The organism is Shewanella scandinavica (assembly GCF_031932065.1).
Classification (GTDB): domain Bacteria; phylum Pseudomonadota; class Gammaproteobacteria; order Enterobacterales; family Shewanellaceae; genus Shewanella; species Shewanella baltica.
This window is the reverse complement of the sequence record NZ_JAUOES010000007.1, coordinates 22523-44328: the sequence shown is the minus strand read 5'-3', so window position 1 is coordinate 44328 and position 21806 is coordinate 22523. Positions and strand designations below refer to the sequence as shown.

19 protein-coding genes are annotated in these 21806 nt (G+C 48.0%); 10 read left to right on the top strand and 9 right to left on the bottom strand.

Features of this window, described 5'->3' with window-relative positions; genetic code table 11:
• The first annotated feature begins 57 nt into the window (after positions 1 to 57).
• The 5 genes from Q4Q50_RS07625 (at position 58) to Q4Q50_RS07605 (ending at position 4296) form a co-directional block, all read left to right on the top strand.
• On the top strand, positions 58 to 1101 hold the full coding sequence (locus Q4Q50_RS07625; RefSeq protein WP_311898955.1) for an aminoglycoside phosphotransferase family protein: 1044 nt from the start codon (positions 58 to 60) through the stop codon (positions 1099 to 1101).
• Positions 1098 to 1775, top strand: coding sequence for an N-acetylmuramate alpha-1-phosphate uridylyltransferase MurU (gene murU, locus Q4Q50_RS07620; protein ID WP_311898954.1), 678 nt, complete (start codon positions 1098 to 1100; stop codon positions 1773 to 1775). The genes Q4Q50_RS07625 and murU overlap by 4 nt, the downstream gene beginning before the upstream one ends.
• 69 nt (positions 1776 to 1844) lie before the next feature.
• Positions 1845 to 2633, top strand: a complete 789-nt coding sequence (gene djlA, locus Q4Q50_RS07615) for a co-chaperone DjlA (protein ID WP_311898953.1) — start codon at positions 1845 to 1847, stop codon at positions 2631 to 2633.
• 41 nt (positions 2634 to 2674) lie between these two features.
• Entirely contained in the window at positions 2675 to 3307 is a 633-nt protein-coding gene (locus Q4Q50_RS07610) for a porin family protein (RefSeq protein ID WP_311898952.1), read from the top strand.
• A 35-nt stretch (positions 3308 to 3342) separates the two neighbouring features.
• Entirely contained in the window at positions 3343 to 4296 is a 954-nt protein-coding gene (locus Q4Q50_RS07605) for a D-2-hydroxyacid dehydrogenase (protein WP_311898951.1), read from the top strand.
• 61 nt (positions 4297 to 4357) lie between these two features.
• Here the strand turns inward: Q4Q50_RS07605 and Q4Q50_RS07600 are convergent, their stop codons facing one another.
• The 4 genes from Q4Q50_RS07600 to purT all read right to left on the bottom strand — a co-directional run bounded on the left by Q4Q50_RS07600 (position 4358) and on the right by purT (position 11458).
• Complete coding sequence (locus tag Q4Q50_RS07600; RefSeq protein ID WP_311898950.1) at positions 4358 to 6640, bottom strand: hypothetical protein; 2283 nt, start codon at positions 6638 to 6640, stop codon at positions 4358 to 4360.
• Positions 6630 to 8090 (bottom strand): DUF3142 domain-containing protein, encoded by a 1461-nt coding sequence (locus Q4Q50_RS07595; RefSeq protein ID WP_311898949.1) that lies wholly within the window; start codon positions 8088 to 8090, stop codon positions 6630 to 6632. The genes Q4Q50_RS07600 and Q4Q50_RS07595 overlap by 11 nt, the downstream gene beginning before the upstream one ends.
• Before the next feature lie 168 nt (positions 8091 to 8258).
• Positions 8259 to 9983: an RluA family pseudouridine synthase gene (locus Q4Q50_RS07590; protein WP_311898948.1), complete on the bottom strand. Its 1725-nt coding sequence runs from the start codon at positions 9981 to 9983 to the stop codon at positions 8259 to 8261.
• Between the two features lie 299 nt (positions 9984 to 10282).
• The gene (gene purT / locus Q4Q50_RS07585) at positions 10283 to 11458 is read right to left on the bottom strand and encodes a formate-dependent phosphoribosylglycinamide formyltransferase (RefSeq protein WP_311898947.1); all 1176 of its coding nucleotides are present in this window, start codon (positions 11456 to 11458) and stop codon (positions 10283 to 10285) included.
• 266 nt (positions 11459 to 11724) lie between these two features.
• Here purT and Q4Q50_RS07580 point away from each other — a divergent pair, with 266 nt between their 5' ends.
• From Q4Q50_RS07580 to Q4Q50_RS07565, 4 genes are all read left to right on the top strand, one after another.
• Positions 11725 to 12105, top strand: a complete 381-nt coding sequence (locus Q4Q50_RS07580; RefSeq protein ID WP_106651780.1) for a DUF3302 domain-containing protein — start codon at positions 11725 to 11727, stop codon at positions 12103 to 12105.
• A 1-nt stretch (position 12106) separates the two neighbouring features.
• Complete coding sequence (locus Q4Q50_RS07575) at positions 12107 to 13252, top strand: HlyD family secretion protein (protein ID WP_311898946.1); 1146 nt, start codon at positions 12107 to 12109, stop codon at positions 13250 to 13252.
• Positions 13253 to 13378: 126 nt separating this feature from the next.
• On the top strand, positions 13379 to 14890 hold the full coding sequence (locus tag Q4Q50_RS07570; RefSeq protein WP_311898945.1) for an AAA family ATPase: 1512 nt from the start codon (positions 13379 to 13381) through the stop codon (positions 14888 to 14890).
• A gap of 135 nt (positions 14891 to 15025) precedes the next feature.
• Positions 15026 to 15661: a DUF2625 family protein gene (locus Q4Q50_RS07565; RefSeq protein ID WP_259574462.1), complete on the top strand. Its 636-nt coding sequence runs from the start codon at positions 15026 to 15028 to the stop codon at positions 15659 to 15661.
• Positions 15662 to 16013: 352 nt separating this feature from the next.
• Here Q4Q50_RS07565 and Q4Q50_RS07560 read toward each other — a convergent pair whose 3' ends face one another.
• From Q4Q50_RS07560 to cysP, 4 genes are all read right to left on the bottom strand, one after another.
• Entirely contained in the window at positions 16014 to 17144 is a 1131-nt protein-coding gene (locus Q4Q50_RS07560; RefSeq protein WP_311898944.1) for a sulfate/molybdate ABC transporter ATP-binding protein, read from the bottom strand.
• Positions 17141 to 18007, bottom strand: coding sequence for a sulfate ABC transporter permease subunit CysW (cysW, locus tag Q4Q50_RS07555; protein ID WP_311898943.1), 867 nt, complete (start codon positions 18005 to 18007; stop codon positions 17141 to 17143). The genes Q4Q50_RS07560 and cysW overlap by 4 nt, the downstream gene beginning before the upstream one ends.
• A gap of 9 nt (positions 18008 to 18016) precedes the next feature.
• Positions 18017 to 18862: a sulfate/thiosulfate ABC transporter permease CysT gene (cysT, locus tag Q4Q50_RS07550; RefSeq protein ID WP_012088487.1), complete on the bottom strand. Its 846-nt coding sequence runs from the start codon at positions 18860 to 18862 to the stop codon at positions 18017 to 18019.
• 195 nt (positions 18863 to 19057) lie between these two features.
• A complete protein-coding gene (cysP, locus tag Q4Q50_RS07545; RefSeq protein ID WP_311898942.1) occupies positions 19058 to 20065 on the bottom strand; it encodes a thiosulfate ABC transporter substrate-binding protein CysP in 1008 nt (335 codons plus the stop codon).
• Positions 20066 to 20277: 212 nt separating this feature from the next.
• Here cysP and cysM point away from each other — a divergent pair, with 212 nt between their 5' ends.
• On the top strand, positions 20278 to 21156 hold the full coding sequence (gene cysM / locus Q4Q50_RS07540) for a cysteine synthase CysM (protein WP_259559344.1): 879 nt from the start codon (positions 20278 to 20280) through the stop codon (positions 21154 to 21156).
• Between the two features lie 92 nt (positions 21157 to 21248).
• On the opposite strand, the gene Q4Q50_RS07535 is transcribed toward cysM, so the two are convergent.
• Positions 21249 to 21785, bottom strand: coding sequence for a DUF4136 domain-containing protein (locus tag Q4Q50_RS07535; protein ID WP_259483448.1), 537 nt, complete (start codon positions 21783 to 21785; stop codon positions 21249 to 21251).
• Positions 21786 to 21806 lie beyond the last annotated feature (21 nt).

Genomic DNA, 21806 nt, shown 5'->3' with positions numbered 1-21806 from the left:
CTGTTTCCAAATTATATGCCAGCTATAATAAAGCAATTTTTCTTTAAGAGCCATGAAATGACTTTATCCGATCCGAGATTTCTTTCCCTAAATCAGTGGCTGAATGCATATTTTTCCGATGAGGTGACACCGATATTGATTTCCGGTGACGCAAGTTTTAGACGTTACTTTCGGATCACGACGCCCGATGCCACCTTTATCGCCGCCGATTCACCGCCACAACTGGTGCCTATCGCACCCTTTATCGCTTTATCTAATGCCTATGCCGCCGTGGGATTGACAGTTCCAAAAGTGATCCATGCCGACGCTGCTCAAGGTTTTATGCTGATGAGCGACTTAGGCGATACCCAGTTGTTATCAGTGCTTAACGTGCAAAACGTGGCTGACTATTATCGTCAGGCGCTCGATTTACTGCCGCAAGTGGCTTCTGTGGTTGCAAGTCAGCATCTTGATAGCGGCCTAGTTCAGTCCTTACCGCTGTACGATGAAGCCTTTGTTCGCCGTGAATTGCACATCTTTACTGAGTGGCTACTCGGCACTCATCTTAATTTGTCATTGGACGAGTCAGAGCTGCAAATGCTAAGCGATAGCTTCGATCTGCTTGTCGACAATGCGCTATCTCAGCCTAGTGTGGGGATGCACAGGGATTTCCATAGCCGCAATCTTATGCTGCAAGCAGGCAAATTGTGTGTGATTGATTTTCAGGATGCTGTCGTCGGCCCTGTGACTTACGACGCGGTATCACTATTGCGTGATTGTTATATTCGTTGGCCGCAGCCGTTAGTCGCAGACTTGATGCAGTACCATTATCAGCAAGCACTCGCGCTAGGCTTCATTCCCGCACTGGCTACTATGGAACAATATCAAACTTGGTTTGATCTCATGGGCTTGCAGCGTCATATCAAGGCGGTGGGGATTTTTGCACGGTTAAATTATCGTGACAGTAAACCTGCGTATATGGCGGATATTCCACTGACATTAACGTATATTGTCGACATTGCCATCCAGTATCCCGAACTCGTGTCATTTGCACACTGGTTGACTCGTCGCGTGTTGCCTGCGTTTGCAGCTAGCCAGTCTTTATCTGAGGTTAAGCAATGAAAGCCATGATCTTGGCCGCCGGACGAGGTGAGAGGTTACGGCCGTTAACGGATAATATGCCTAAACCTATGGTGCCAGTATTAGGTAAACCGTTGATTGTTTACCATATTGAAAAACTCGCCGCGTTAGGCATAGTCGATATCGTCATCAACCATGCTTGGCTAGGGCATAAATTAGTCGAGGCGCTGGGCGATGGCAGCGCTTTTGGGGTGCGAATTCGCTATAGCGCCGAAGAGAGTGCGCTTGAAACCGGCGGCGGCATTAAACGGGCTTTGCCTTTATTGTGTGAGGGGGAAAGCGATGAACCCTTTTTGGTCATTAATGGTGATGTGTTTATCGATGCCTTACCGCCAATCACGCAGCTTGCTGCCGATACGCTCGCTCATTTGTGGCTAGTGCCTAATCCTGAGCAGCATCCGCAGGGGGATTTCGCCTTGAGTGGCAATCGAGTGCAGGAGCTTGGTGAGACTAAGCACACTTTCTCTGGCATGGGCATTTATCGGCCGTCGCTGTTTAATCACACGCCGCAGGGCGCGTTTGCACTCGGTCCGTTGCTTAGAGCACAAATGGCTCAAGGCCGAGTCAGTGGCGCGCTGTTTCACGGGCTTTGGTGCGATGTTGGCACGATAGCACGCTTGCAAGGGCTCGAACTTAGATTACAAAGCAATACCTAAATATCTGTGTTGGCTTATCCATAGGATTTCGCTGACACATCAAATACATAATAGAAATCAGGAAATAAGATGCGGCTTTGGGGTAAGTTTTTTGGATTTGTCATTGGCTTTATGTTCGGCCGTATTTTTGGTGCACTGCTAGGTTTGTGGCTCGGTCATCTTTATGATAAGCGCGTGGCTTCGGGCGTGGGGTTTCGACAAGTGCTAGGGCAGGCTAAGAATCGCCAAGCGATCTTCTTCAATACCACCTTTGCGGTGATGGGGCATGTGGCGAAAGCGTCGGGACAGGTGACTGAAACCGATATTCGCATCGCGACCCTGTTGATGGATCAAATGCGCTTAACCGGTGAAGCCCGTAAAGAAGCGCAGCAGGCGTTTCGCGAGGGGAAATCGGCGGATTTTGATCTACGCAGCAGCCTACAAGCTTTCCGCGTTATTACCATGGGACGCAAAGAGTTAGTGCAGATGTTCATCGAAATTCAGATCCAAACGGCATTGTCCGATGGTGAACTGGATCCCGCTGAACACGCTATCTTGATGACGATTGCCCAAGAGTTAGGTTATGGTCGAGCGCAGTTAGATGAGTTACTGAAGCGCTGGCAAGCGGAGTTTCGCTTTCATCAGACCTCAAGTGGCAACAAAACATCGATTACCGATGCCTACAGTTTGCTGGGGATTACTAACGAGGCCAGCGACCAAGAAGTTAAGCGAGCTTACCGTAAGTTGATGAACGAACATCATCCCGATAAGTTAGTCGCTAAAGGCCTGCCACCGGAAATGATGGAGTTGGCAAATCGTAAGGCTCAGGATATTCAAGCAGCCTATGATAGAGTCAAGTCTGAGCGCGGTATGCGTTAGTCTTGATTGCTTTGGATTGTATAAAAGATAAGGAATTCATTATGAAACACACGCATTGCCTGTTGCTGTTGGCGAGTTTGTTACCTGTGACTATGTCCGCGCAGGCTGAGGTGTTTGTCGCACCTTTTGGCGGTTATAGTCTGGGTGGCGGTCAATTTGATGTTAATCAAGTTGACGTCAACGCAGATCAAACGGGCGACAAGAAAAATGTGAAGGTCGAGGAATCAAGCCATTACGGCCTGATGCTGGGCATTGCCACGAATGATCCCGGTAATATTTATCTTTTATACAGTCACCAAGCCTCTGAACTCAAAAGTGGCGGCTTGTTTACGCCCGATCGTCTTACCTCGTTAGACTTAGATTACATCCACTTAGGCGGCACTTTATATTTCCCCCGTGGCGATATTCGACCCTACGTCACCGCAAGTGCGGGGATAACCCGCATGTTGCCCGACGCTTGGTCGAGTGAAACGCGTTTCTCTATGGGGATTGGCGGTGGGGTAGAGTATCAAGTCACTCAACACTTTGGTTTGTTTGCAGATATCCGCGGTTACGCGACGTTTATCAACAGCGACAGTTCGTTGTTTTGCAATGAAGATGAATGCCTATGGCACATTACGTCGGATGTGATGTGGCAGGCGCAGGCTAACCTTGGGCTCAAAGTCAGCTTTTAGCACTAACACATCGTTTTAAAAGGAGATTTAGCGACATGAAGATAGTAGTACTCGATGGCGAAACTTTAAATCCTGGCGATCTCAGTTGGCAATCCTTGACTGAACTAGGCGAGTTTACGTGTTTCTCCCGCACTGCGGGCGCCGATATTGTCGCGCGTGCCCAAGGCGCTGAGATCATTCTCACCAATAAAACGCCGCTTAATGCTAAGACTCTGGCGCAACTTCCCGCACTTAAATATATAGGTGTATTGGCAACGGGCACTAACGTTGTTGATATCGCGGCAGCTAAAGCGCAAGGCATAGTGGTTACGAATGTACCCGCCTATGCGCCCGATGCCGTAGCGCAGATGGTGTTTGCCCATATACTGCATCACACCCAAGCCGTGGCTGCCCATCATCAAGCGGTGGTTGATGGTCAGTGGGTGAACTGCCAAGATTTTTGTTTCACCTTAATGCCGCTGCAATCCTTAAAAGGCAAGACTTTAGGCTTAATAGGTTACGGTGATATTGGCCAGCAGGTTGGGACGCTCGCCCTTGCATTCGGGATGAAAGTGCTCGTCAATACGCGTTCAGTTATCAAAGACTTGCCCCAAGGTGCCACTTGGGTACCGCGTGATACTGTGCTGAGCGAATCAGATATTATCTCGCTGCATTGCCCGCTTACCCCTGAGACTGAGCAATTTATCAATCTGCAAGCACTAGCCTTGATGAAGCCTAATGCGCTGCTTATTAATACGGCGCGCGGTGGATTAATTGATGAGGCCGCGCTTGCAGCAGCGCTTTCGCAAAACCGCTTATTTGCCGGTGTCGATGTGTTATCGACCGAGCCGCCCAGTGCGGATAATCCCTTGTTGCATGCGCCGAATATCAGCATTAGTCCCCATAATGCGTGGGCGACTAAGGAAGCGAGACAAAGTCTACTCAATATTGCCGTGGCGAATGTGCACGGTTATTTGCAGGGTGACGTGATTAACTGCGTGAACAAGTAAAGCGGTATGCGTCTTTCTCTCTTTTCATCATATCGACGTTAAGAGAGAAAGACCTGAATGGTTAGTTATTTTTAGTCTTTCTTCTACGCATCCACCACACACCCAATAAGCCCGTGATGGCTAATACGCCAAATACAACGGGCTTTTTCAGCTTATGGTACAGGGCGTTCCATTCTGCAATTTCATTGGCTTGCGCTCGTTTTACTGCACCGTAAAAATCGGGGGCTTCACACTGCAAACCAAAGTTTTCGGCCCAAGGCACAAAGGGGCCGTTGGCGACGTATTTTTTGTAGTAGCGTAGGGTAAGTTCTTGATCTCGATACAATACCCAACCTGTGGCTTGGCAGAGTAGCGCGGCGTAGGCTTGGCTGTTGTGGGGCACATGATCCGATGCCTTGTTGGCCAGTTCCGCCGCCGTGTAACGATAATGAAAGCGTTTATCGGGAACGGCTTGGCTTGCACTTAACCGCAACTGTTCTTTCTCGTTCAATTTGCTCGGTTCATTCCAATCGCTTAGATCGAATACCCCTTGGTAGATAGCGTAATCTGGGGCTAATTCAAACCCTAAGATTTCCATACCTTGGTGGCGGGCAAGTTCTGCCGCAGCCCAATAGGCCTTAGCGCTATCTATGCCTGTTGCATTTTTCGCCGCGTTCAGCTCAGTACCGTAGGCGAGGGCGCTGGCATTAAGATTCGGATTAGGGAAATAAGCAGGCGCTTCAGCGATAGCCCCTTCACGTAATAATCTGCGACCTAACAAGTAGCGTAAGCGATTGTTAATCGGTTCTATATTATCGTACCAGTCGCTATCTTTAGGGTATTCGAAGGCGATAAGCGGCACATGCTCGTCGATAAATAACTTAAGTTCAGCCGTGGTGAGCACGCGCTCCGCCACATAGGCGATGTCTTGCCAGTACTCGTCGCCGCTGGCGAGTAAGTGATTGAGCGCATCCACATATTCACCGCGCTCTAGGGATAACACCCCTTGCTCGGCGCGAATACGGCAGTAAGTGGCTGTATCTTCATCGGCATTAATGGCTTGCTGCTGAGTCTCTTTGGCATCAACTGTAGCCAATGCTTCATTGGACTGTTTGGGGAAGTGACGCGCCGCCTGAGCATAGGCCTTGGCCGCCTCTGCTTGATCGCCCTTTTGTAGCAGTAATTTTGCGTTGAGCCACCAAGTGAGGCCACTGGGTTTCGCGAGCGTCAATAGGCGCTCAGCACTGGCATAATCCCCAAGCTGGTAATAAATCGCGGCTAACTTATCGCCATGGTTGAGCTGTAAACCATCGGTTGGAAACACTTTGAGGATTTCAGCTACCTTTGAGCCCATTTCCGAAAGCTGGCCATCGTAGGCAAATTCATTGGTGCTGCTTTGCCAATAGGCAATCAATAACTGCTGCACGCTCGTCTGTTGCAGTAGCGGTTTTAGTTCAGCAATGTCTTTACCCATCAAGGTGCGGCTTAACATTAATAAGGAATCATAACCGCCGCTATCGCCTTGCACCGATTGGGTGGCATAGAGTTCAATCGCCTTATTCAGTGCATCAGGGTTAAGCGTCATTTGCAGCTCAGTATCATCTGCACTTTGATTGGCTATTTGCGGTCGCGGCTGGCCTTGGTGAAGCAGAATATAGGCTTGCTCGCCCAGGCTTGCTAAGCTCAAACGCAGAGGATCGGCGGCGCCTTGGGTGACTTCGGTTTGCAATTGAGTCAGGTAAGCGTTGGCACGATTAAAGTGCTCTGGATCCGCCGAGGTTTTACTTAAGATAAGCTCAATACGCGACAGCGAATAGAGTGCCCACAGGCTGCGAGATGCGCGTTCGCTTTCTGGTAATTTAATGATTTTGCTAAAATAGTTACTCGCTCTATCATAATCTTTTGCCTCAAACGCCACTGCGCCTAAGGTGTACCAGGTCAGCGCTTGGGGCAGATCCTTATCCAACTTGGCGGCCATTTGTTCGGCCTCGATTGGGCCTGTCGCATCCCTTAGTGTGTTCACTAAGATCAAATGGGCTTCACTTAATTCGCTGTTTTCAAAAGCACGAGTTTGTGACAGATAACGGCTATGCACTTCATCCCACAGATATTCCTGCGCAGCTGGCGCATCTTGATACTGCCAAGGCAAAGGTTTTGCGAGGGCGGTAAGCTGCTGGCTGAAAGAGGTTTGCGGTAAATAACTGAGATTACTCTGTCTGTCCTGAGTCAATTGCAAAGGGAAGTCGGGGCCGCAGGCCAATAGCATTGGCGAAAATAGGCTTAAACAGATAAGCGTGGTCTTTTTAAGCATAAAAGCCCGATTGGATTTTGCCATTGTGGACGATGATGTTGGCTTATGGCGCATAAATTCCCTGTAAATATAATGACTCACAACGTGCCCAGCCTATCACTTTCTGGCCGCCAGGGTTGAGCATGTGTTTTTGAGTGTCTTTGTTTGCTTGCGGCATTGGCATGTTCGTCGCGCTTGGAGCCGTGTCAGTCGGCGCCAATGCGGCGATATTTTCAGCTCGCCAGTGCCAGATTAACAGCCCATTTTTTTGTATTACGCGATAGCCATTTTGCGCATCATACCCGCTGCAAGCTTGTCCCGCTAGGGACAAAGTCGCGGGAATCTCACCAGCAATATTACCGCGATTAATTAAGCTCAGTTGGAAGAGCTGTGGCTTGAGGATTTCTTGGTTTTTAGTCTTATTTTCAGTGGCTAATGTCGTTTGGGTATCGTTATCGCTTGAGATCACTAATTCAATCTTGGCGGCAAGTTTACCTTGCTGCGCAACGGCGATTAAGGTGTCGAGTGGCCAGACTCTTTTATCCCCTTCCAGCGGCAGCCTGAACCAGATAATGCCTTTGATCTTGGCATCAGTGCGGCTTTGCAGTTTGTGCACAAAAGCTTGCAATAATTGCGGGTCGGCCATCAGTTCCTCAACGGCATGGGGGTCATTGAGTTGACCCCGCAGCGGTGTTTCACTCTCCACTTTATAACCTGAAGCTGTGCTGATGACCGCCGAGCCGTAAGCGGGAAGCGCAATAAGATAAGGCACAGTACTGATTTTTGAGAGTTGCTGCACCCATTGCCAACCTTGAGCGGCATCGAATAGTCCGAGGCGTGGGTCGTTCACGCTGTGAATTTGCAGCACGAGTTCATCAATATTGGTGAGTAATGCGGGGAAATCGGCGCTATTGAGCCAAGCGGGCAGGGCGGTAATGCTGAGTTTGAGGTCAGCTGGTAACTGCGCTTTAAGCTTTTTAAGAAAATCCCGATAGGCGGGCAGTTTGCTGCTAGCGCTGTCGTGATCGATTTCAACTCCGGCTATGTGCGTGCCTTTTGCCTGCCAATATGTCAGTACTTGGCTGATTTTACGGATCACTTGTTCATCATTTAAATGCACGAACTGACCATCTAAGCGGATCACGGCGATTTTGGGCCTAGGATCTGCCTGCAACCAAGCATGATTGACCGCGACTTCAAACCAAATATCTGCACCATTGGGTTTTGGATGTGCTTGCAGTGCTAAAATGCGTAATCCTTGGAATGCTCCTTGGCTTTGCACTAATGCCGTTTGATTGGCGGGGCGCCATTGGCGCTGCCAGATATAGACTTCCTGAGTGAGTGGAGCACGAGGCATTTCGGTTGCAGAGGTGACTTCTGCTGTATGACTGGCATCTGGGTTTGTCTTGAGTTCACTCGGTTCCGATGCGGGCTGACAGGCGCTCATGAATAGGGCGGCGCTCAGCAAAGCGAATAAGAACCATTGATTTCGGCTAATGTTTTTAACCAGATTGCCTATGCCCATACTACTGCTATCGATTCCGTTTTGAGTGAGGCATTACTATGCCCGAAAAAGCCCGCTTTTACATCGAGGTCAAAAAGCCTGCATCAAATCTTAATCTTCAAGCACAGATATTACCCTAAGCTTGGTTCTTCCTTGGGTGCCTTGTTAATCAATATCAGAACTCAGGTCTCAAAAATCAGGATCGACCTGAAAGCGCATCCGTTCACGGGTAACGGGATGCTGAAGCATCAATAAATCCGCATGCAGATGCAGGCGATTGGCGCGAGTGCCGTAGAGGTCGTCACCGACAATCGGGGTATCTAGCCCCTCTGAGTGGGCGCAGTGAACCCTGAGTTGATGGGTTCTGCCTGTTTTAGGATACAGATACACGCGGGCTGTACGTGCCATTTCATCAAGTTGGCTCAATTCCCAATGGGTTTCGGCAGTTTTACCAAACTCGTGGCAAACGAGTTGTCTCGGTCTATCGTCTAAATCGCCACGCAAGGGTAAAGAGATGTGACCCGTCGCCTGCTTATTTGCCATTACCGCAGGAATTCCCGCTAAAAGTGCTACATAACGTTTAGTCACAGTGCGCTGGATAAATTGTTTTTGCAGCTGTTTATGGGCCTCTTTTGTCAGCGCGATCACCATTAATCCCGAGGTCGACATATCGAGCCTGTGGACGATTAGCGGCCCTGTGGCATGGGGAAAGGTTTGGCACATACGCGAATACACTGAGTCTTCAATTTCTTTGCCGGGCACGGATAAAAACTCGGCGGGTTTATTTACAATCGCCATCGCATCGTCCTGGTAGAGGATAGATAGCGTTTTGCCTTCGGCGGGGTTGGTAAGCAGAGGGTTGTCATCAACCACGAGTCCTTCGAGCATATGTCCTAGAATAGGTTGGCATTTTCGCAGGCAGGCAGGATAAAACTGCTTATGCTGGCGGATTTCTGATTTCGGCGGCGCGCCCCACCAAAACTCGGCAATAGCTAATGGCTTAAGACCATGTTTAAAGGCGTAATGTAACAACTTAGGCGCGGCACATTCGCCCGAGCCTGCGGGTGGCGTTAACTCAACCGTACCGTTAAATATGTCGTTAAGGCTCTTTTCTGTGCCTTTAATATTCAAAAACCGATACTGCTCAAACAGTTTTTGCTGCAGCGCCGCCGAGAGCCGTTTGCGCTGTTGTCGTAACGCGTCACGCTCATCTGTCAGTTGGCTTAGCGCTTGGCTGATGACATGAATACGTTCATCCCAATAGCGTTTAATATATCTTAACTGATTCTTTTCATTGATGCTTTCTTGACTGAGCTTTGCTTCAGTTATTGCGTTTTCACGCAAGGTCTCATCAGTCGGATTGGCAGCCAATTGGGCTGCGAGTTGATTACGCTGCGCCTTGCGAGATTGGCGGCCATCGATCATCACTTGTCTGTGGGCGGCAAGTTCGGCTTGCGCTTGCGCTTGTTCAGTTTCTAGCTCGGTTGATAGCCTCGGAATGTCGGGATGGTTTTCTACTGTAAGTAGCTGTTCGTTAATTTGATTGATTTGCAGGTTTTCGGCGTGGAAAAAATTGTCCTTAGCCAGCATATCAAATACAGGTGGAACGAAGCGCGGCCAATGGTTTTGCTCAGCTAACTTGCCCGAAAATGCCGACAAATAGCCCACTTCACCCTGTGCATTTTGCACCAGTAATACCCCGAACATCTTGCCAATGGCGCCGGTTAACTCACCCGTTAGGCCAAAGTTATGTTGCCAGTCGTGCTGAGTCTCAAGGTGTTGTTGTAATTCGTTGGCTGCAATCACGCACAGCGGATGTGGTTCGTAATAGAAAGGAAAGGTAAAACGCTGCGGCAGGGCATAGGCATCAATGGCTTGTGTGAAAGAGGTAAAGCAAGAAGGCTGAAGCTGCATATGGATTTCTACTACTATTGGTTTCTATTACTGATGAGTTTTAGGCGACGTTCGAATTAAGTTACAGACTTAAAAATCAATAGCCTGAATAAAGCGTTAGGTCAAAAGACTTGCTTTGCTTGCAAAGTAAGGCCACAAGACAAGGGCGCTAGTTTACTCTGTCGGTTTGGGTGGGTCACTTTTTATTGGTAAAGGTTCTTGATGCTGTACTGTGTTGAAAAAAGGGAAATGGCGTTGAAGCGCATTTCCCTTTGATTTGTCGCTTGTGCTTGAAGCCAATCTAAAGCGGCTAAACCCGCTTAAAAGATGACCTTCACTTTACTGGCGCTATCGAGTGCTTTGCTGACTGCGTTGTCGATATCGATATCACGGGCAAGCGCGACACCTAAGCGGCGGCGGCCATCAATATCGGGTTTGGCGAATAATCTCAGCTGAGTGTTGACCGCCTCTAATGCAGCGGCAATACCTTGGTAGCGAATATTGCTTGAGGTGCCTTCGGCTAAAATCACCGCCGAAGCGCTTGGCCCATGCTGATGGATATTGGGGATTGGCAGACCCAGAATGGCTCTAACATGCAGGGCAAATTCCGATAAGTCTTGGCTGATGAGTGTGACTAAGCCTGTGTCATGTGGCCTTGGTGAGACCTCAGAGAAATACACTTCATGGCCTTTAACAAACAGCTCTACGCCAAATAATCCATAACCGCCAAGGGCTTCGACGACTTTGCTCGCAATTGCTTGGGATTTTGCTAGCACTTCATCGGACATGGCTTGTGGCTGCCATGACTCACGGTAATCGCCATCTTCTTGTCTGTGGCCAATCGGCGCACAAAAATGAATGCCATTGACTGCGCTAATGGTTAACAGGGTGATTTCATAATCAAAGGGAATAAAACCTTCCACTATCACACGCCCGCCGCCGGCGCGGCCACCTTCTTGGGCGTATTGCCACGCTTTATGGCTGAGGGCGCTATCGCGAATAACGCTCTGGCCTTTGCCCGATGAGCTCATGACTGGCTTAACCACACAGGGCACGCCTATTTCACTAATCGCTTGATTAAACTCGGTTTCAGTATCGCAGAAAAAATACGGAGAAGTGGGTAAACCTAAGGTCTCAGCGGCGAGGCGACGAATCCCTTCTCTGTCCATAGTGAGCTTAGTTGCCCGTGCAGTGGGGATGATATTCACCCCTTCGGCTTCCATGTCCACTAAGGTTTGGGTGGCGATGGCTTCAATCTCTGGGATAACTAAGTGCGGTTTTTCTAACTCGATAACTGCACGCAGGGCGTTGGCATCGAGCATATTGATCACATGGGAGCGATGCGCGACTTGCATGGCGGGGGCGTTGGCGTAACGGTCAACGCCAATCACTTCAACGCCTAAGCGTTGCAGTTCAATGGCCACTTCTTTGCCAAGTTCACCGCAGCCGAGCAACATGGCGCGTCGTGCGCCCTCAGTGTCGGGAGTGCCTATCATGTGTGATTCCTTTATTCGCAGTTGTAGGGATTGCGTCATGGCGCGCAATTTAGCCATGAGTTTAACGCGAACGGCACATTAGAGCATGATGTAAATAAACAAGTGTGCTTTAGATCACTGGGTTTGGTGTTAACACGATTCAATTTGACTTGGCTGGAAGTGATTGTTTTTTGTTGTTCTATAATGTTGTTTAGTTGTTAATTTTAGCCTTGAGATATTCAACTGTGTTTGTTTGATTAGTGATCATGATGATTGAGGGGATTCAAATGTTTTTAGATTACTTTGCGTTAGGGATTTTATTTTTTGTGGTTGTCGTTATTTTTTATGGTGTGATTGCTATCCATGATATTCCATACGAAATTGCCAAAAAGCGTAATCACCCACAGCAAGATGCGCTGCATATTGCTGGGTGGGTGAGTTTATTTACGTTACATGCTATTTGGCCATTTTTATGGATCTGGGCCACCTTATATCGAGAAGATCGTGGCTGGGGATTTGGTACTGTGATGAAACGAGAACAGGCGTTAGAGGAGGATGTGGGCACTTTACGTCAGACGGTAATAGCGTTACAAGCGAGACTTGAGCAATTAGAACAAGCAAGCGCCGCTGTTGAAGAGCCGAATACTACCAATAAAGTCGAGGTCTAAAATGGATCTATTGCTGATACTGACCTATGCCGCCATCTGTATTGTTATTTTTAAAGTGTTTAAAATCCCGCTGACTAAATGGACTGTGCCTACTGCCGTTTTGGGGGGCGTGGTGCTCATTGGTGCCTTAATACTGCTAATGAACTATAACCATCCTTATTCACGTTTTGCTCGGGAATATTTTGTCACCATTCCTATTACCCCTGCGGTAAAAGGGTTAGTGACTCGTGTTGAAGTGCAGCCAAATACTCCTGTTAAACAAGGAGATGTACTTTTCCGAATTGATCCCACCCCCTTTGAGGCCGTAGTAAAGCGTAAGCGTGCCGCGTTAGTCGCTGCCGAGTTAGAAGTGCCACAGCTCGCCGCCGCATTGGAATCGGCTAAAGCTAATGTTGAGCGAGTCAATGCTGATAAAGATCGCAATAAATCCGCCTATGAACGCTATGAAAGCGGTCATCGAAAAGGAGGCGCTAATTCTCCCTTTACCGCATTGGAATTGGATAATAAACGCCAACTGTATCTTGCTTCTGAAGCGCAGTTAACTGCTGCTAGATCAGAAGAGTTACGGATGAGGCTTGCCTATGAGTCTAATATTGATGGCGTTAATACTAAAGTGGCTGGCTTGCAGGGAGATTTAGCGAGCGCACTCTATGATTTAGAACAGACCATAGTACGGGCACCCGCTGATGGTATCGTCACCCAAATGGCGCTCCGTCCAGGGGCTATGGCTGTGCCTTTACCGTTAAGGCCCGTGATGAGTTTTATCCCTGATGAGCAACGTTATTTTGCCGGAGCCTTTTGGCAGAATTCTCTACTGCGCCTGAAAGAGGGCGACGAGGCCGAAATTATTCTCGATGCCGCGCCAGGGAAAGTGTTTAAAGGCAAAGTGGCGAAAGTGCTACCTGCAATGGCTGAAGGTGAAATCCAAATGGGTGGTGTATTAGCGTCCTCCAGTCGTCTGTTTCAAAATGGTCGAGTGGTTGTTTTGATTGATATCGATGACGACGCTATTCGTAAAGAGTTCCCTGCTGGAGTGTCAGGCCAAGTGGCTATTTACACTGAACACTTTCACCATGTGGCTGTAATGCGTAAGGTATTACTCAGGATGCAAGGCTGGTTGAATTACTTATTTTTTGATGGACATTAGTGCCTAAACCGTTAAATCTTGTTTGTTGAGCACTTTGTTCAGTTCAGTGTAAAGGTTGGTGTAAAGTCCAGTTCGCTGGACTTTTTTGTGGCAATTTTTAGGTTAGTTAAAAGGGATGTGAACGACATGCAAGATATTCGCGATTTAACCTCAGTGCTGCGCTCCAATACGCCAATCGTAGTGATTGAAACCTATGAAGAATATCGCGTGGTCGAGTTACTTAAACGGGTCGCCAGTGTGCTTTATCAACCTGTGTTTACTTGGAGCATTACCCAAGGTTTAGCACGGGTCGATAAACCTATGGCGGCGCAAAAGTTTAATAGCGAACCCACAGATTTGCTTGGGCAAATTAAATCAACCTCGCAGCAGGGGATTTATGTACTGTGCGACTTTCATCCCTTTGTGATTGATGCGCCAAAAAATGTCCGTTTACTCAAAGAAATCGCCCTTGAATACGAAACGCTGCAACACACATTAGTGCTGGTGAGCCATGCCTTTGATATCCCGCCCGAAATCAAACGTTATTGCGCCTATTTTCAATTAACCTTACCAAGCACAGTGCAATTGCAAAACCTGATCTACCTTGAGGTCGATAAAATTCGTCACCAAGGCACGCCGTTATTGGTCGATGATACCGCTGTGGTCAAATTGGCGGAGAATCTACGGGGCGTGACTTTAGACGATGCCCGCCGTCTGGTGCGCAAAGCCATAGTCGATGATGGCGCTATTACCTTGTCAGATATCGATGCCATCAATAAAGCCAAGTTTCAGTTACTCGACTTAAACGGTGTGCTGCAATTTGAATACGACACCAGTGATTTTTCGCAGATCGCCGGGCTGCATAATCTAAAAAAATGGCTCAAGCAACGTGTACCTATCGCGGCTGTCAGCACCCTTCGCCAAGCCGATAAGCCTACTTCTGTGCAACACACTAAGGCGCTCGATGCGCCCAAGGGCATTTTGCTGCTGGGTGTGCAGGGCAGTGGTAAGAGCCTCGCGGCTAAGGCGGTTGCGGGCGTTTGGCAACGACCTTTGCTCAGACTCGATATGGCAGCCCTATATAACAAATACATCGGTGAAACTGAGAAGAATCTACGGCATGCACTGGAGCTTGCTGACATGATGTCGCCCTGCGTGCTTTGGATAGATGAAATTGAAAAAGGCTTAAGCGGCAGTAGCAGCGATGAGGGCACATCGACGCGGATACTCGGCACCTTACTCACTTGGATGGCGGAGCGTAAATCTGAAGTGTTTGTGGTGGCGACCGCCAATGACATTCAAGCTCTGCCGCCAGAATTGATGCGAAAGGGCAGGATGGATGAAATCTTCTTTGTCGATTTACCCGACGAAGCTATACGCAAAGCCATCTTCTTAATCCACTGTCAGCGCCGCGGAATCGATGTGGCGAGCTTAGATCTCGCTCAATTATCGGCCCGCAGCCAAGGATTTTCCGGCGCCGAAATCGAACAAGCGGTTATTGCTGCCATGTATACCGCAAGAAGCGTTGAGCGCAGTGTTGATCAAGTGCTATTACTTGAAGAACTCAGCAAAACACGGCCTTTATCTGTGGTCATGAGCGATAAAATCAATGCGCTTAGGCAATGGGCCGCAGGCCGAACCGTGAATGCCCATGAGTAAGATTTTTGCTTAGTACCATAAGTGCTAACTAGCATTTTTAAACGCTATATTGGCTTAGTTATTTTCGACATTCCCAAGGTACTGTTATGAATGATGAGTCGTTTTAATGGATATTAGTGATACAAGGATAAGAGATTGAAAAGTGTATATGAACTGATTGATATCGAAGACTCTGGCATAAAAGTAGTCAATGAAATGGTTGCTGGTGCTGAGCATTGTGTAGAAATACTGCCGCCTTCAAAGGATCGGGCTGAAGTACTTGAATCCCTTCAAGTATCGACTCGTTCGGTATTAGGGGCTATTGCCTACGAAACTGGTGGGATTTTGATCGACAATGGATGGATTCGATTTTTCGGCTCTGGACATGAAAGATTGTCTAGAAACCTTACTGATTGGGATAGAAGTGCACATTATCTGTTAGTGGCGAATGACGTAGTTGGTGGATTTTTTGCTATCAACGGCGGCGGTTTAGGCGCAGATGTTGGGAATATATACTATTGGTCGCCAGACTCAATTCATTGGGAAGGGTTAGAAATCGGGTTCACAGATTTTTTTCAATGGTCAGTTACAAAGAGAATCAATGAGTTTTATGCGAGTTTAGGTAAAGATCGCTTTCAAAAAAACTATTCACAGATAGCTACAGATAAATGCCTGAGCTTTTATCCATTTTTATGGGCGAAAGAAGGTTCTATTGAAATAAGCAGCGTGAAAGTGGTGTCAGTTGATGAAATGTATAGGCTGAAACTGGAATTATTAACCTCGGTTAGTTAATTCGTTTACCCGCTGATTTTATGAGTACTTCTGCAACAATTATTTGTTATAAACATCTAATGTATTGATTACTAGATATAAATCTGCTTATCAGCTCTATTGGTTCAACATGGATGGGCTGTATATGCCATCCATAATTAACTTCGGAGGGGACAGCGCCAAGATCTAGCTGACGGTTTTGGCAGTATCTTGGGTTTTCTCGTTACCGCTTGCATCAAAAATCAAAGCAGTCGCTATCACACCAAATGAATGCTTTGCTTTTTGTGTCGACAATATCTCTCTGAATGGTTTGAATTTTGGCGGTATCACTGCCCAGTGATACCGCTAATATTGCTGATTTCAACCTTGATGATTAGATATCAAAGGCGAGACTGCCCGGAGTCAGGAATGGCCAGCTTAGACGCGTTGGTGAGCTTTCACCCTGCGCCCCAAAGAAGTAACCGGTTCTTGGGGTGGCGTAAACCATACTGCCTTTTTGTAACCCGAGTTCATGCAGATTATGGTGGGTGAACTTGGCTTCCCACAGCTCTTCGCTATGCCAGCCGTGTGGGGCTAATTCCACTCTGACTTCGGCGCCAATGGGGGTCATGGCGACAATATCGAACGGCAAATTTGCCTGACTATTAGGCTTGTTTGACAGCGCTAATTCGTGACTGCGTACATAGAGCACGCCATCTTGCTGTAATGTTTGTTGTTCTGGAGGCGTCAAAAATGCTTGGCCATTTTCCCAACGCTTTTGTTGCCAACTGGCTTCAAAGACATTGACGTTACCGAGAAAATCAAACACAAAGCGACTATTGGGATGCGAGTATAACTCAGCAGGCGTATTGATCTGCTCGATATGACCATTGCTCATCACCACCACTCTATCGGAGAGTTCAAGCGCTTCATCTTGATCATGGGTCACAAACACGCTGGTGAATTTCAATTCTTCATGTAGGCTGCGTAGCCAGCGGCGTAGTTCTTTACGCACTTTGGCATCCAAGGCACCAAAGGGTTCGTCGAGTAGCAAGACTTCGGGTTGCGTCGCGAGTGCACGGGCCAACGCAATTCGCTGTTTTTGTCCACCCGAGAGCTGTTCAGGATAGCGCTGTGCGAGATGGCCTAGTTGTACTATTTCAAGTAGTTGGGTCACGCGTTTACGTATTTCTGCCGCTGAAGGTTTTTGCTTTTTAGGCATAACTTCGAGTCCAAAGGCGACGTTATCGGCGACCGTCATATGACGAAACAGCGCATAGTTTTGAAACACAAAGCCCACTCGTCTTTCACGCACATGCACTTGGGTGACATCTCGGTCACCGAAATAAATGTTGCCGCTATCCGCTCCCTCGAGCCCAGCAATAATCCGCAATAACGTGGTTTTACCCGAACCAGAAGGCCCCAGCAGACCAATCATTTCCCCTTCTTGAATATCAAGATCCAGCGGGGAAAGCGCCTGAAACTTGCCAAATTTCTTGGAAATATTAGTAAGACGAATACTCATAATTGGCTCTGCTCTTTATTGTCATTGACGGATAAACTGCGTTGTTGTCGCCATTCAACGACGGCTTTTAGCATTAGGGTCACTAGCGCAATCAGGGCGAGTAATGACGCGCTCGCGAAGGCAGCTTCGGCCTGATAATCTTCATACAATAATTGTACATGTAAAGGTAAGGTATTGGTTTCGCCGCGAATGTTGCCAGACACTACAGCAACGGCACCAAATTCGCCCACGGCTCTGGCATTGGTGAGGATCACACCGTAAATCAGTGCCCATTTGATATTAGGCAGCGTTACTCTGCGGAAGAGTTGCCACCATGAGGCGCCAAGGATCACTGCGGCTTCTTCTTCCGATGCGCCCTGTTGTTGCATTAATGGAATGAGTTCTCTGGCAACAAAGGGACAAGTGACAAAAATGGTGACTAACAGTATTCCCGGCCAAGCAAACATGATCTGCAGATCGTGCTCATAGAGCCATTCGCCCAGCCAACCACTGTTGCCATAGAGCAGTAAATAGAGCAAACCTGCGACGACAGGGGAGACCGCAAACGGAATATCAATTAGCGTGATTAATAACTTGCGACCCGGGTATTCAAACCGAGTGACACTCCACGCCAGCATAATTCCGAACACTAAATTGATCGGGACTGTGAGCGCCGCAACCATCAGCGTCAAACCAATTGCATGCAGCGAATCCGGCTGACTTAAGTGGCCGATATAACGTTCCCAACCTCCAACAAACGCTTGCTGAAAAATACTCACCAGCGGCAATAGTAACAATAGCAAACCTAAGAACACGGCGAGTGTAATCAGGCTCCATTTGATAAGAGGGGCTTCACCGACTCTTAAGGGCTTAAATGAGTTCATGTTTGCTCCTTATCGTCCATGAATGCGGCGCAGATAACGCGCCTGCCACAGGTTTATTAGCAGTAATAGCAGTAGTGAGGTCATCAGCACCACAGAGGCAATGGCACTGGCGCCGGCAAAATCAAACTCCTGCAGGCGGACAAAGATCATTAACGATGTGATTTCACTGATATAGGGCATGTTGCCCGCGATAAATATAACGGCACCAAACTCACCTAGGCTACGGGTAAAAGACAGTGCCGTCCCGACCATCAAGGCTGGCCACAATGACGGCAAAATGATCCGCCAGAATACCGCGCGATCCGAGGCGCCAAGGGTCATGCCCGCTTCTTCTTCATCGTGGGATAATTCTTCGAGAACCGGTTGTACGGTACGCACCACAAAGGGAATACTGGTGAAAATCATCGCGACCACTATGCCCAGCGGGGTGTAGGCGACTTTTATACCCAGTTCTGCCAATACACTACCGATTTGGCCGTTTTCCGCATACAGGGTCGCTAAGGTGATGCCTGCAACGGCTGTCGGCAACGCAAAGGGCAAATCTACCAATGCATCTAAGATGCGTTTGCCGGGGAATTCATAACGTACTAGCACCCATGCGAGTAACAATCCGAAAAGGCAGTTAAATAGCGATGCCGCGAGCGCCGATAGTATGGTGACTCGGTAACTCGCCAGCACCCGAGGATCTGTGATGACGCCCCAGTATTCGGACAAGCTCATTGAACTGGTCTGCATAATCAGCCCAGTGGTTGGCAATAATAAAATCAGGCTGACAAACAGTAGGGACACACCTAAGCTGATGGTAAAACCTGGAAGAACCCGCTTATGGCGTAAACGCCCGTTATTAAAAATCACAGAATAATCACCCGGTCAGGTTAATTGAGTTAATCCAATACGCTGTATTTGCCGTCAGCGATCGGCTGTCTGAGTTAAAGACTATTGAATTCGTCTTCGCTGCTTGAAAATCATCACTCGTCAATGCGCTAAAATTGCTTAACCCGGGACTGAGCCCGGGTTGCAATGTTAACCTTTTATAGCATCAAGCTGAAATTAGCGCTTGAGTAACTCATCGAGTTTTGCACCGTTAGCAAACTGCGTTTTCATGGCATTATCCCAACCACCGATGATTTGCTCAACAGTCAGTAGGTCAACCGTAGGAAACTGCTTAGCGAACTCTGCCTGAACCTTTTCGTTGTGTACACGATAGTTGAAGCTGGCCAATAGTCGTTGTGATTCTTCGCTGTAGAGATAATTCAAATACTCAGTCGCTAGCTCCTGTGTGCCGTTGCGCTTAGCATTTTTCTCTACCACTGCGACGGGAAACTCAGCCAGAATCGATGTTTTTGGTACAATAACTTGGTAATCGTCCGCACCATACTGCTGGCGGATGTTGTTCACTTCCGATTCAAACGTAATCAGCACATCACCGATACCGCGTTCTACAAATGAGGTAGTTGCACCACGACCGCCAGTATCAAACACGGCTACGTTGGCGAGGAATTTTTTCAGGAATTGATCCAGTGAAGCCTGATTATCTTTACCAAAGCTTTTTTGGGCATAACCTAATGCGGCTAAATAGGTGTAGCGCGCATTACCAGAGGTTTTAGGGTTAGGGAAGACCAGTTTAACGTCATCTCTTGCTAAATCGCCCCAGTCGCTGATCTGTTTTGGGTTACCTTTGCGTACCAAAAATGCGATGGTGGAATAGTAAGGTGAACTGGCGTTAGGCAGTAATTGTTGCCAATTTTCTGGGATCAATTTACCGCGGTCATGGAGTACCTGTACGTCTGTCACTTGGTTAAACGTCACCACATCTGCTGGCAATCCTTGCAGAATTGAGCGTGCCTGTGCCGATGATCCAGCATGGGATTGTTTAATCTCGACGGTTTTACCTGTTTTCTCTTGCCAATGTTTGGCGAAAACGGGGTTGTAGGCACTGAATAATTCCCGCGCGATATCGTAAGAAGAATTCAGCAGGGTTTGATCTGCGGCAGCCACATTGAGTGACGTTCCCAGAAAGAGCGTTCCCAGTAGGGCCTTTATCACTTTTATTTGCATTTGCTACTCCTTGAACTGGCAACTTTGTCAGCGTTATGACATATAGAGTAGTTGAAGTAATTATTTATAAGAAGTCAGTTAAATAGAACTTTTTTGAATAAGTATGAGCGATTTATTGTATGCCCTAGATCATTTTCACTGTGTTTGTGCATGCTAACCCACTTAGAATAGGCTAACGCTTAGTTGTTTTTATCAAGTAAAGGATAATCATAGTGTCTGACTTTCCGACAATTGAAGCCTGTATCGGGCAAACTCCGCTGGTTCGCTTGCAGCGGCTTAACTGTGGCACCTCAACTGTACTGTTAAAGTTGGAAGGGAATAACCCCGCGGGTTCAGTGAAGGATCGTGCAGCACTCAATATGATCATTCAGGCTGAACTGCGCCAAGAGATCCGCTCGGGTGATACGCTCATCGAGGCGACAAGTGGCAATACTGGGATTGCGTTAGCGATGGCGGCGGCGATCAAAGGATACAAGATGATCCTGATTATGCCCGAAAACTCGACCCAAGAGCGTAAGGATGCGATGCAAGCTTATGGCGCAGAACTCATGCTGGTGGATAACATGGAAACGGCGCGGGATTTGGCACTGCAGTTACAAACCGAAGGCAAAGGTAAGGTGCTAGATCAGTTTAATAATCAAGATAATGCGAATGCGCATTTCCTCACCACAGGTCCGGAAATCTGGCAACAGAGTCAAGGAAAAATCACTCACTTTGTCTCTAGTATGGGGACAACTGGCACCATAATGGGCGTGTCTAAATACCTTAAAAGCTGTAATCCTGACATCACGATTGTCGGCCTTCAGCCCGCCGATGGCAGTAGCATTCCGGGGATCCGCCGCTGGCCGCAGGCCTACTTGCCGGGGATTTTCGATGCATCCCGTGTAGATTTAGTCATGGATGTTGAAGAGCAAGATGCAAAAACCATGGCGAGAGCCTTAGCGCGCGAAGAAGGGATTTGTGCTGGCGTTAGCTCTGGTGGTGCTGTGTTTGCTGCGCTGGAGATAGCCAGACAATATCCAGATTCAGTGGTCGTGGCGATTGTTTGTGATAGGGGCGATCGTTACCTTTCATCAGGGCTTTTTTCCTGAGTCCAAGATATTTCGCCTAAGTTATTTGACGACAAGCATTCTTCATTAATAAAAATGGGCGGAATTCGCCCATTTTTATTGACTCTTCATGATCATTTTTTCGGTGGGAACTGCGCCAAAATCCGGCTGACGGCTTTGGCGGTATCTTGGGCTTTCTCATTGCCGCCTGCATCGAAATCATAACTGTCGCTACCACGCCAAATGAGCGCTTTGGTCTTTGGGTCGACAATATCTATCTGAATAGTTTGAATTTTAGCGGTATCACTGCCAAGTGGTACCCCAACGCTTGTACCTATTCCTATCCCTCCTGAACGGCCGAATGTGCCTGTACCTAATCCAATCGATAGCCCTGAATCCTTAGGTTTATCTTGGGTCAGTAGGGCGTAGGCGACGTTAAAGTCGGGGGCTTGGGTATTTTCGACAAAGCCTTTTTGAGTCAACTGGTTGTTGATTTCTACTTGAATGCGTTGGGCGCTGAGCGGGTCGTCCGTTGGCTGTGGCGTTAGCTGGGTAAAGCTGTGCAGTGTGCTGAAGTCGTAATTGAGATCGTAATCGTTTTTCGGTTTACTGCTACAAGCGCTTAAAAAGGCAACGGCGACGAGCAGACTGGCAAAGTGACGGTATCCCATGATAGTGCTCCAAGTTGTACA

What these genes read in the sequence shown, in the direction of transcription:
- Q4Q50_RS07625 (WP_311898955.1), top strand. Translation starts at nt 58, where the DNA reads ATGACTTTATCCGATCCGAGATTTCTTTCCCTAAATCAGTGGCTGAAT.
- murU (WP_311898954.1), top strand. Translation starts at nt 1,098, where the DNA reads ATGAAAGCCATGATCTTGGCCGCCGGACGAGGTGAGAGGTTACGGCCG.
- djlA (WP_311898953.1), top strand. Translation starts at nt 1,845, where the DNA reads ATGCGGCTTTGGGGTAAGTTTTTTGGATTTGTCATTGGCTTTATGTTC.
- Q4Q50_RS07610 (WP_311898952.1), top strand. Translation starts at nt 2,675, where the DNA reads ATGAAACACACGCATTGCCTGTTGCTGTTGGCGAGTTTGTTACCTGTG.
- Q4Q50_RS07605 (WP_311898951.1), top strand. Translation starts at nt 3,343, where the DNA reads ATGAAGATAGTAGTACTCGATGGCGAAACTTTAAATCCTGGCGATCTC.
- Q4Q50_RS07600 (WP_311898950.1), bottom strand. Translation starts at nt 6,640, where the DNA reads ATGCGCCATAAGCCAACATCATCGTCCACAATGGCAAAATCCAATCGG.
- Q4Q50_RS07595 (WP_311898949.1), bottom strand. Translation starts at nt 8,090, where the DNA reads ATGGGCATAGGCAATCTGGTTAAAAACATTAGCCGAAATCAATGGTTC.
- Q4Q50_RS07590 (WP_311898948.1), bottom strand. Translation starts at nt 9,983, where the DNA reads ATGCAGCTTCAGCCTTCTTGCTTTACCTCTTTCACACAAGCCATTGAT.
- purT (WP_311898947.1), bottom strand. Translation starts at nt 11,458, where the DNA reads ATGATAGGCACTCCCGACACTGAGGGCGCACGACGCGCCATGTTGCTC.
- Q4Q50_RS07580 (WP_106651780.1), top strand. Translation starts at nt 11,725, where the DNA reads ATGTTTTTAGATTACTTTGCGTTAGGGATTTTATTTTTTGTGGTTGTC.
- Q4Q50_RS07575 (WP_311898946.1), top strand. Translation starts at nt 12,107, where the DNA reads ATGGATCTATTGCTGATACTGACCTATGCCGCCATCTGTATTGTTATT.
- Q4Q50_RS07570 (WP_311898945.1), top strand. Translation starts at nt 13,379, where the DNA reads ATGCAAGATATTCGCGATTTAACCTCAGTGCTGCGCTCCAATACGCCA.
- Q4Q50_RS07560 (WP_311898944.1), bottom strand. Translation starts at nt 17,144, where the DNA reads ATGAGTATTCGTCTTACTAATATTTCCAAGAAATTTGGCAAGTTTCAG.
- cysW (WP_311898943.1), bottom strand. Translation starts at nt 18,007, where the DNA reads ATGAACTCATTTAAGCCCTTAAGAGTCGGTGAAGCCCCTCTTATCAAA.
- cysP (WP_311898942.1), bottom strand. Translation starts at nt 20,065, where the DNA reads ATGCAAATAAAAGTGATAAAGGCCCTACTGGGAACGCTCTTTCTGGGA.
- Q4Q50_RS07535 (WP_259483448.1), bottom strand. Translation starts at nt 21,785, where the DNA reads ATGGGATACCGTCACTTTGCCAGTCTGCTCGTCGCCGTTGCCTTTTTA.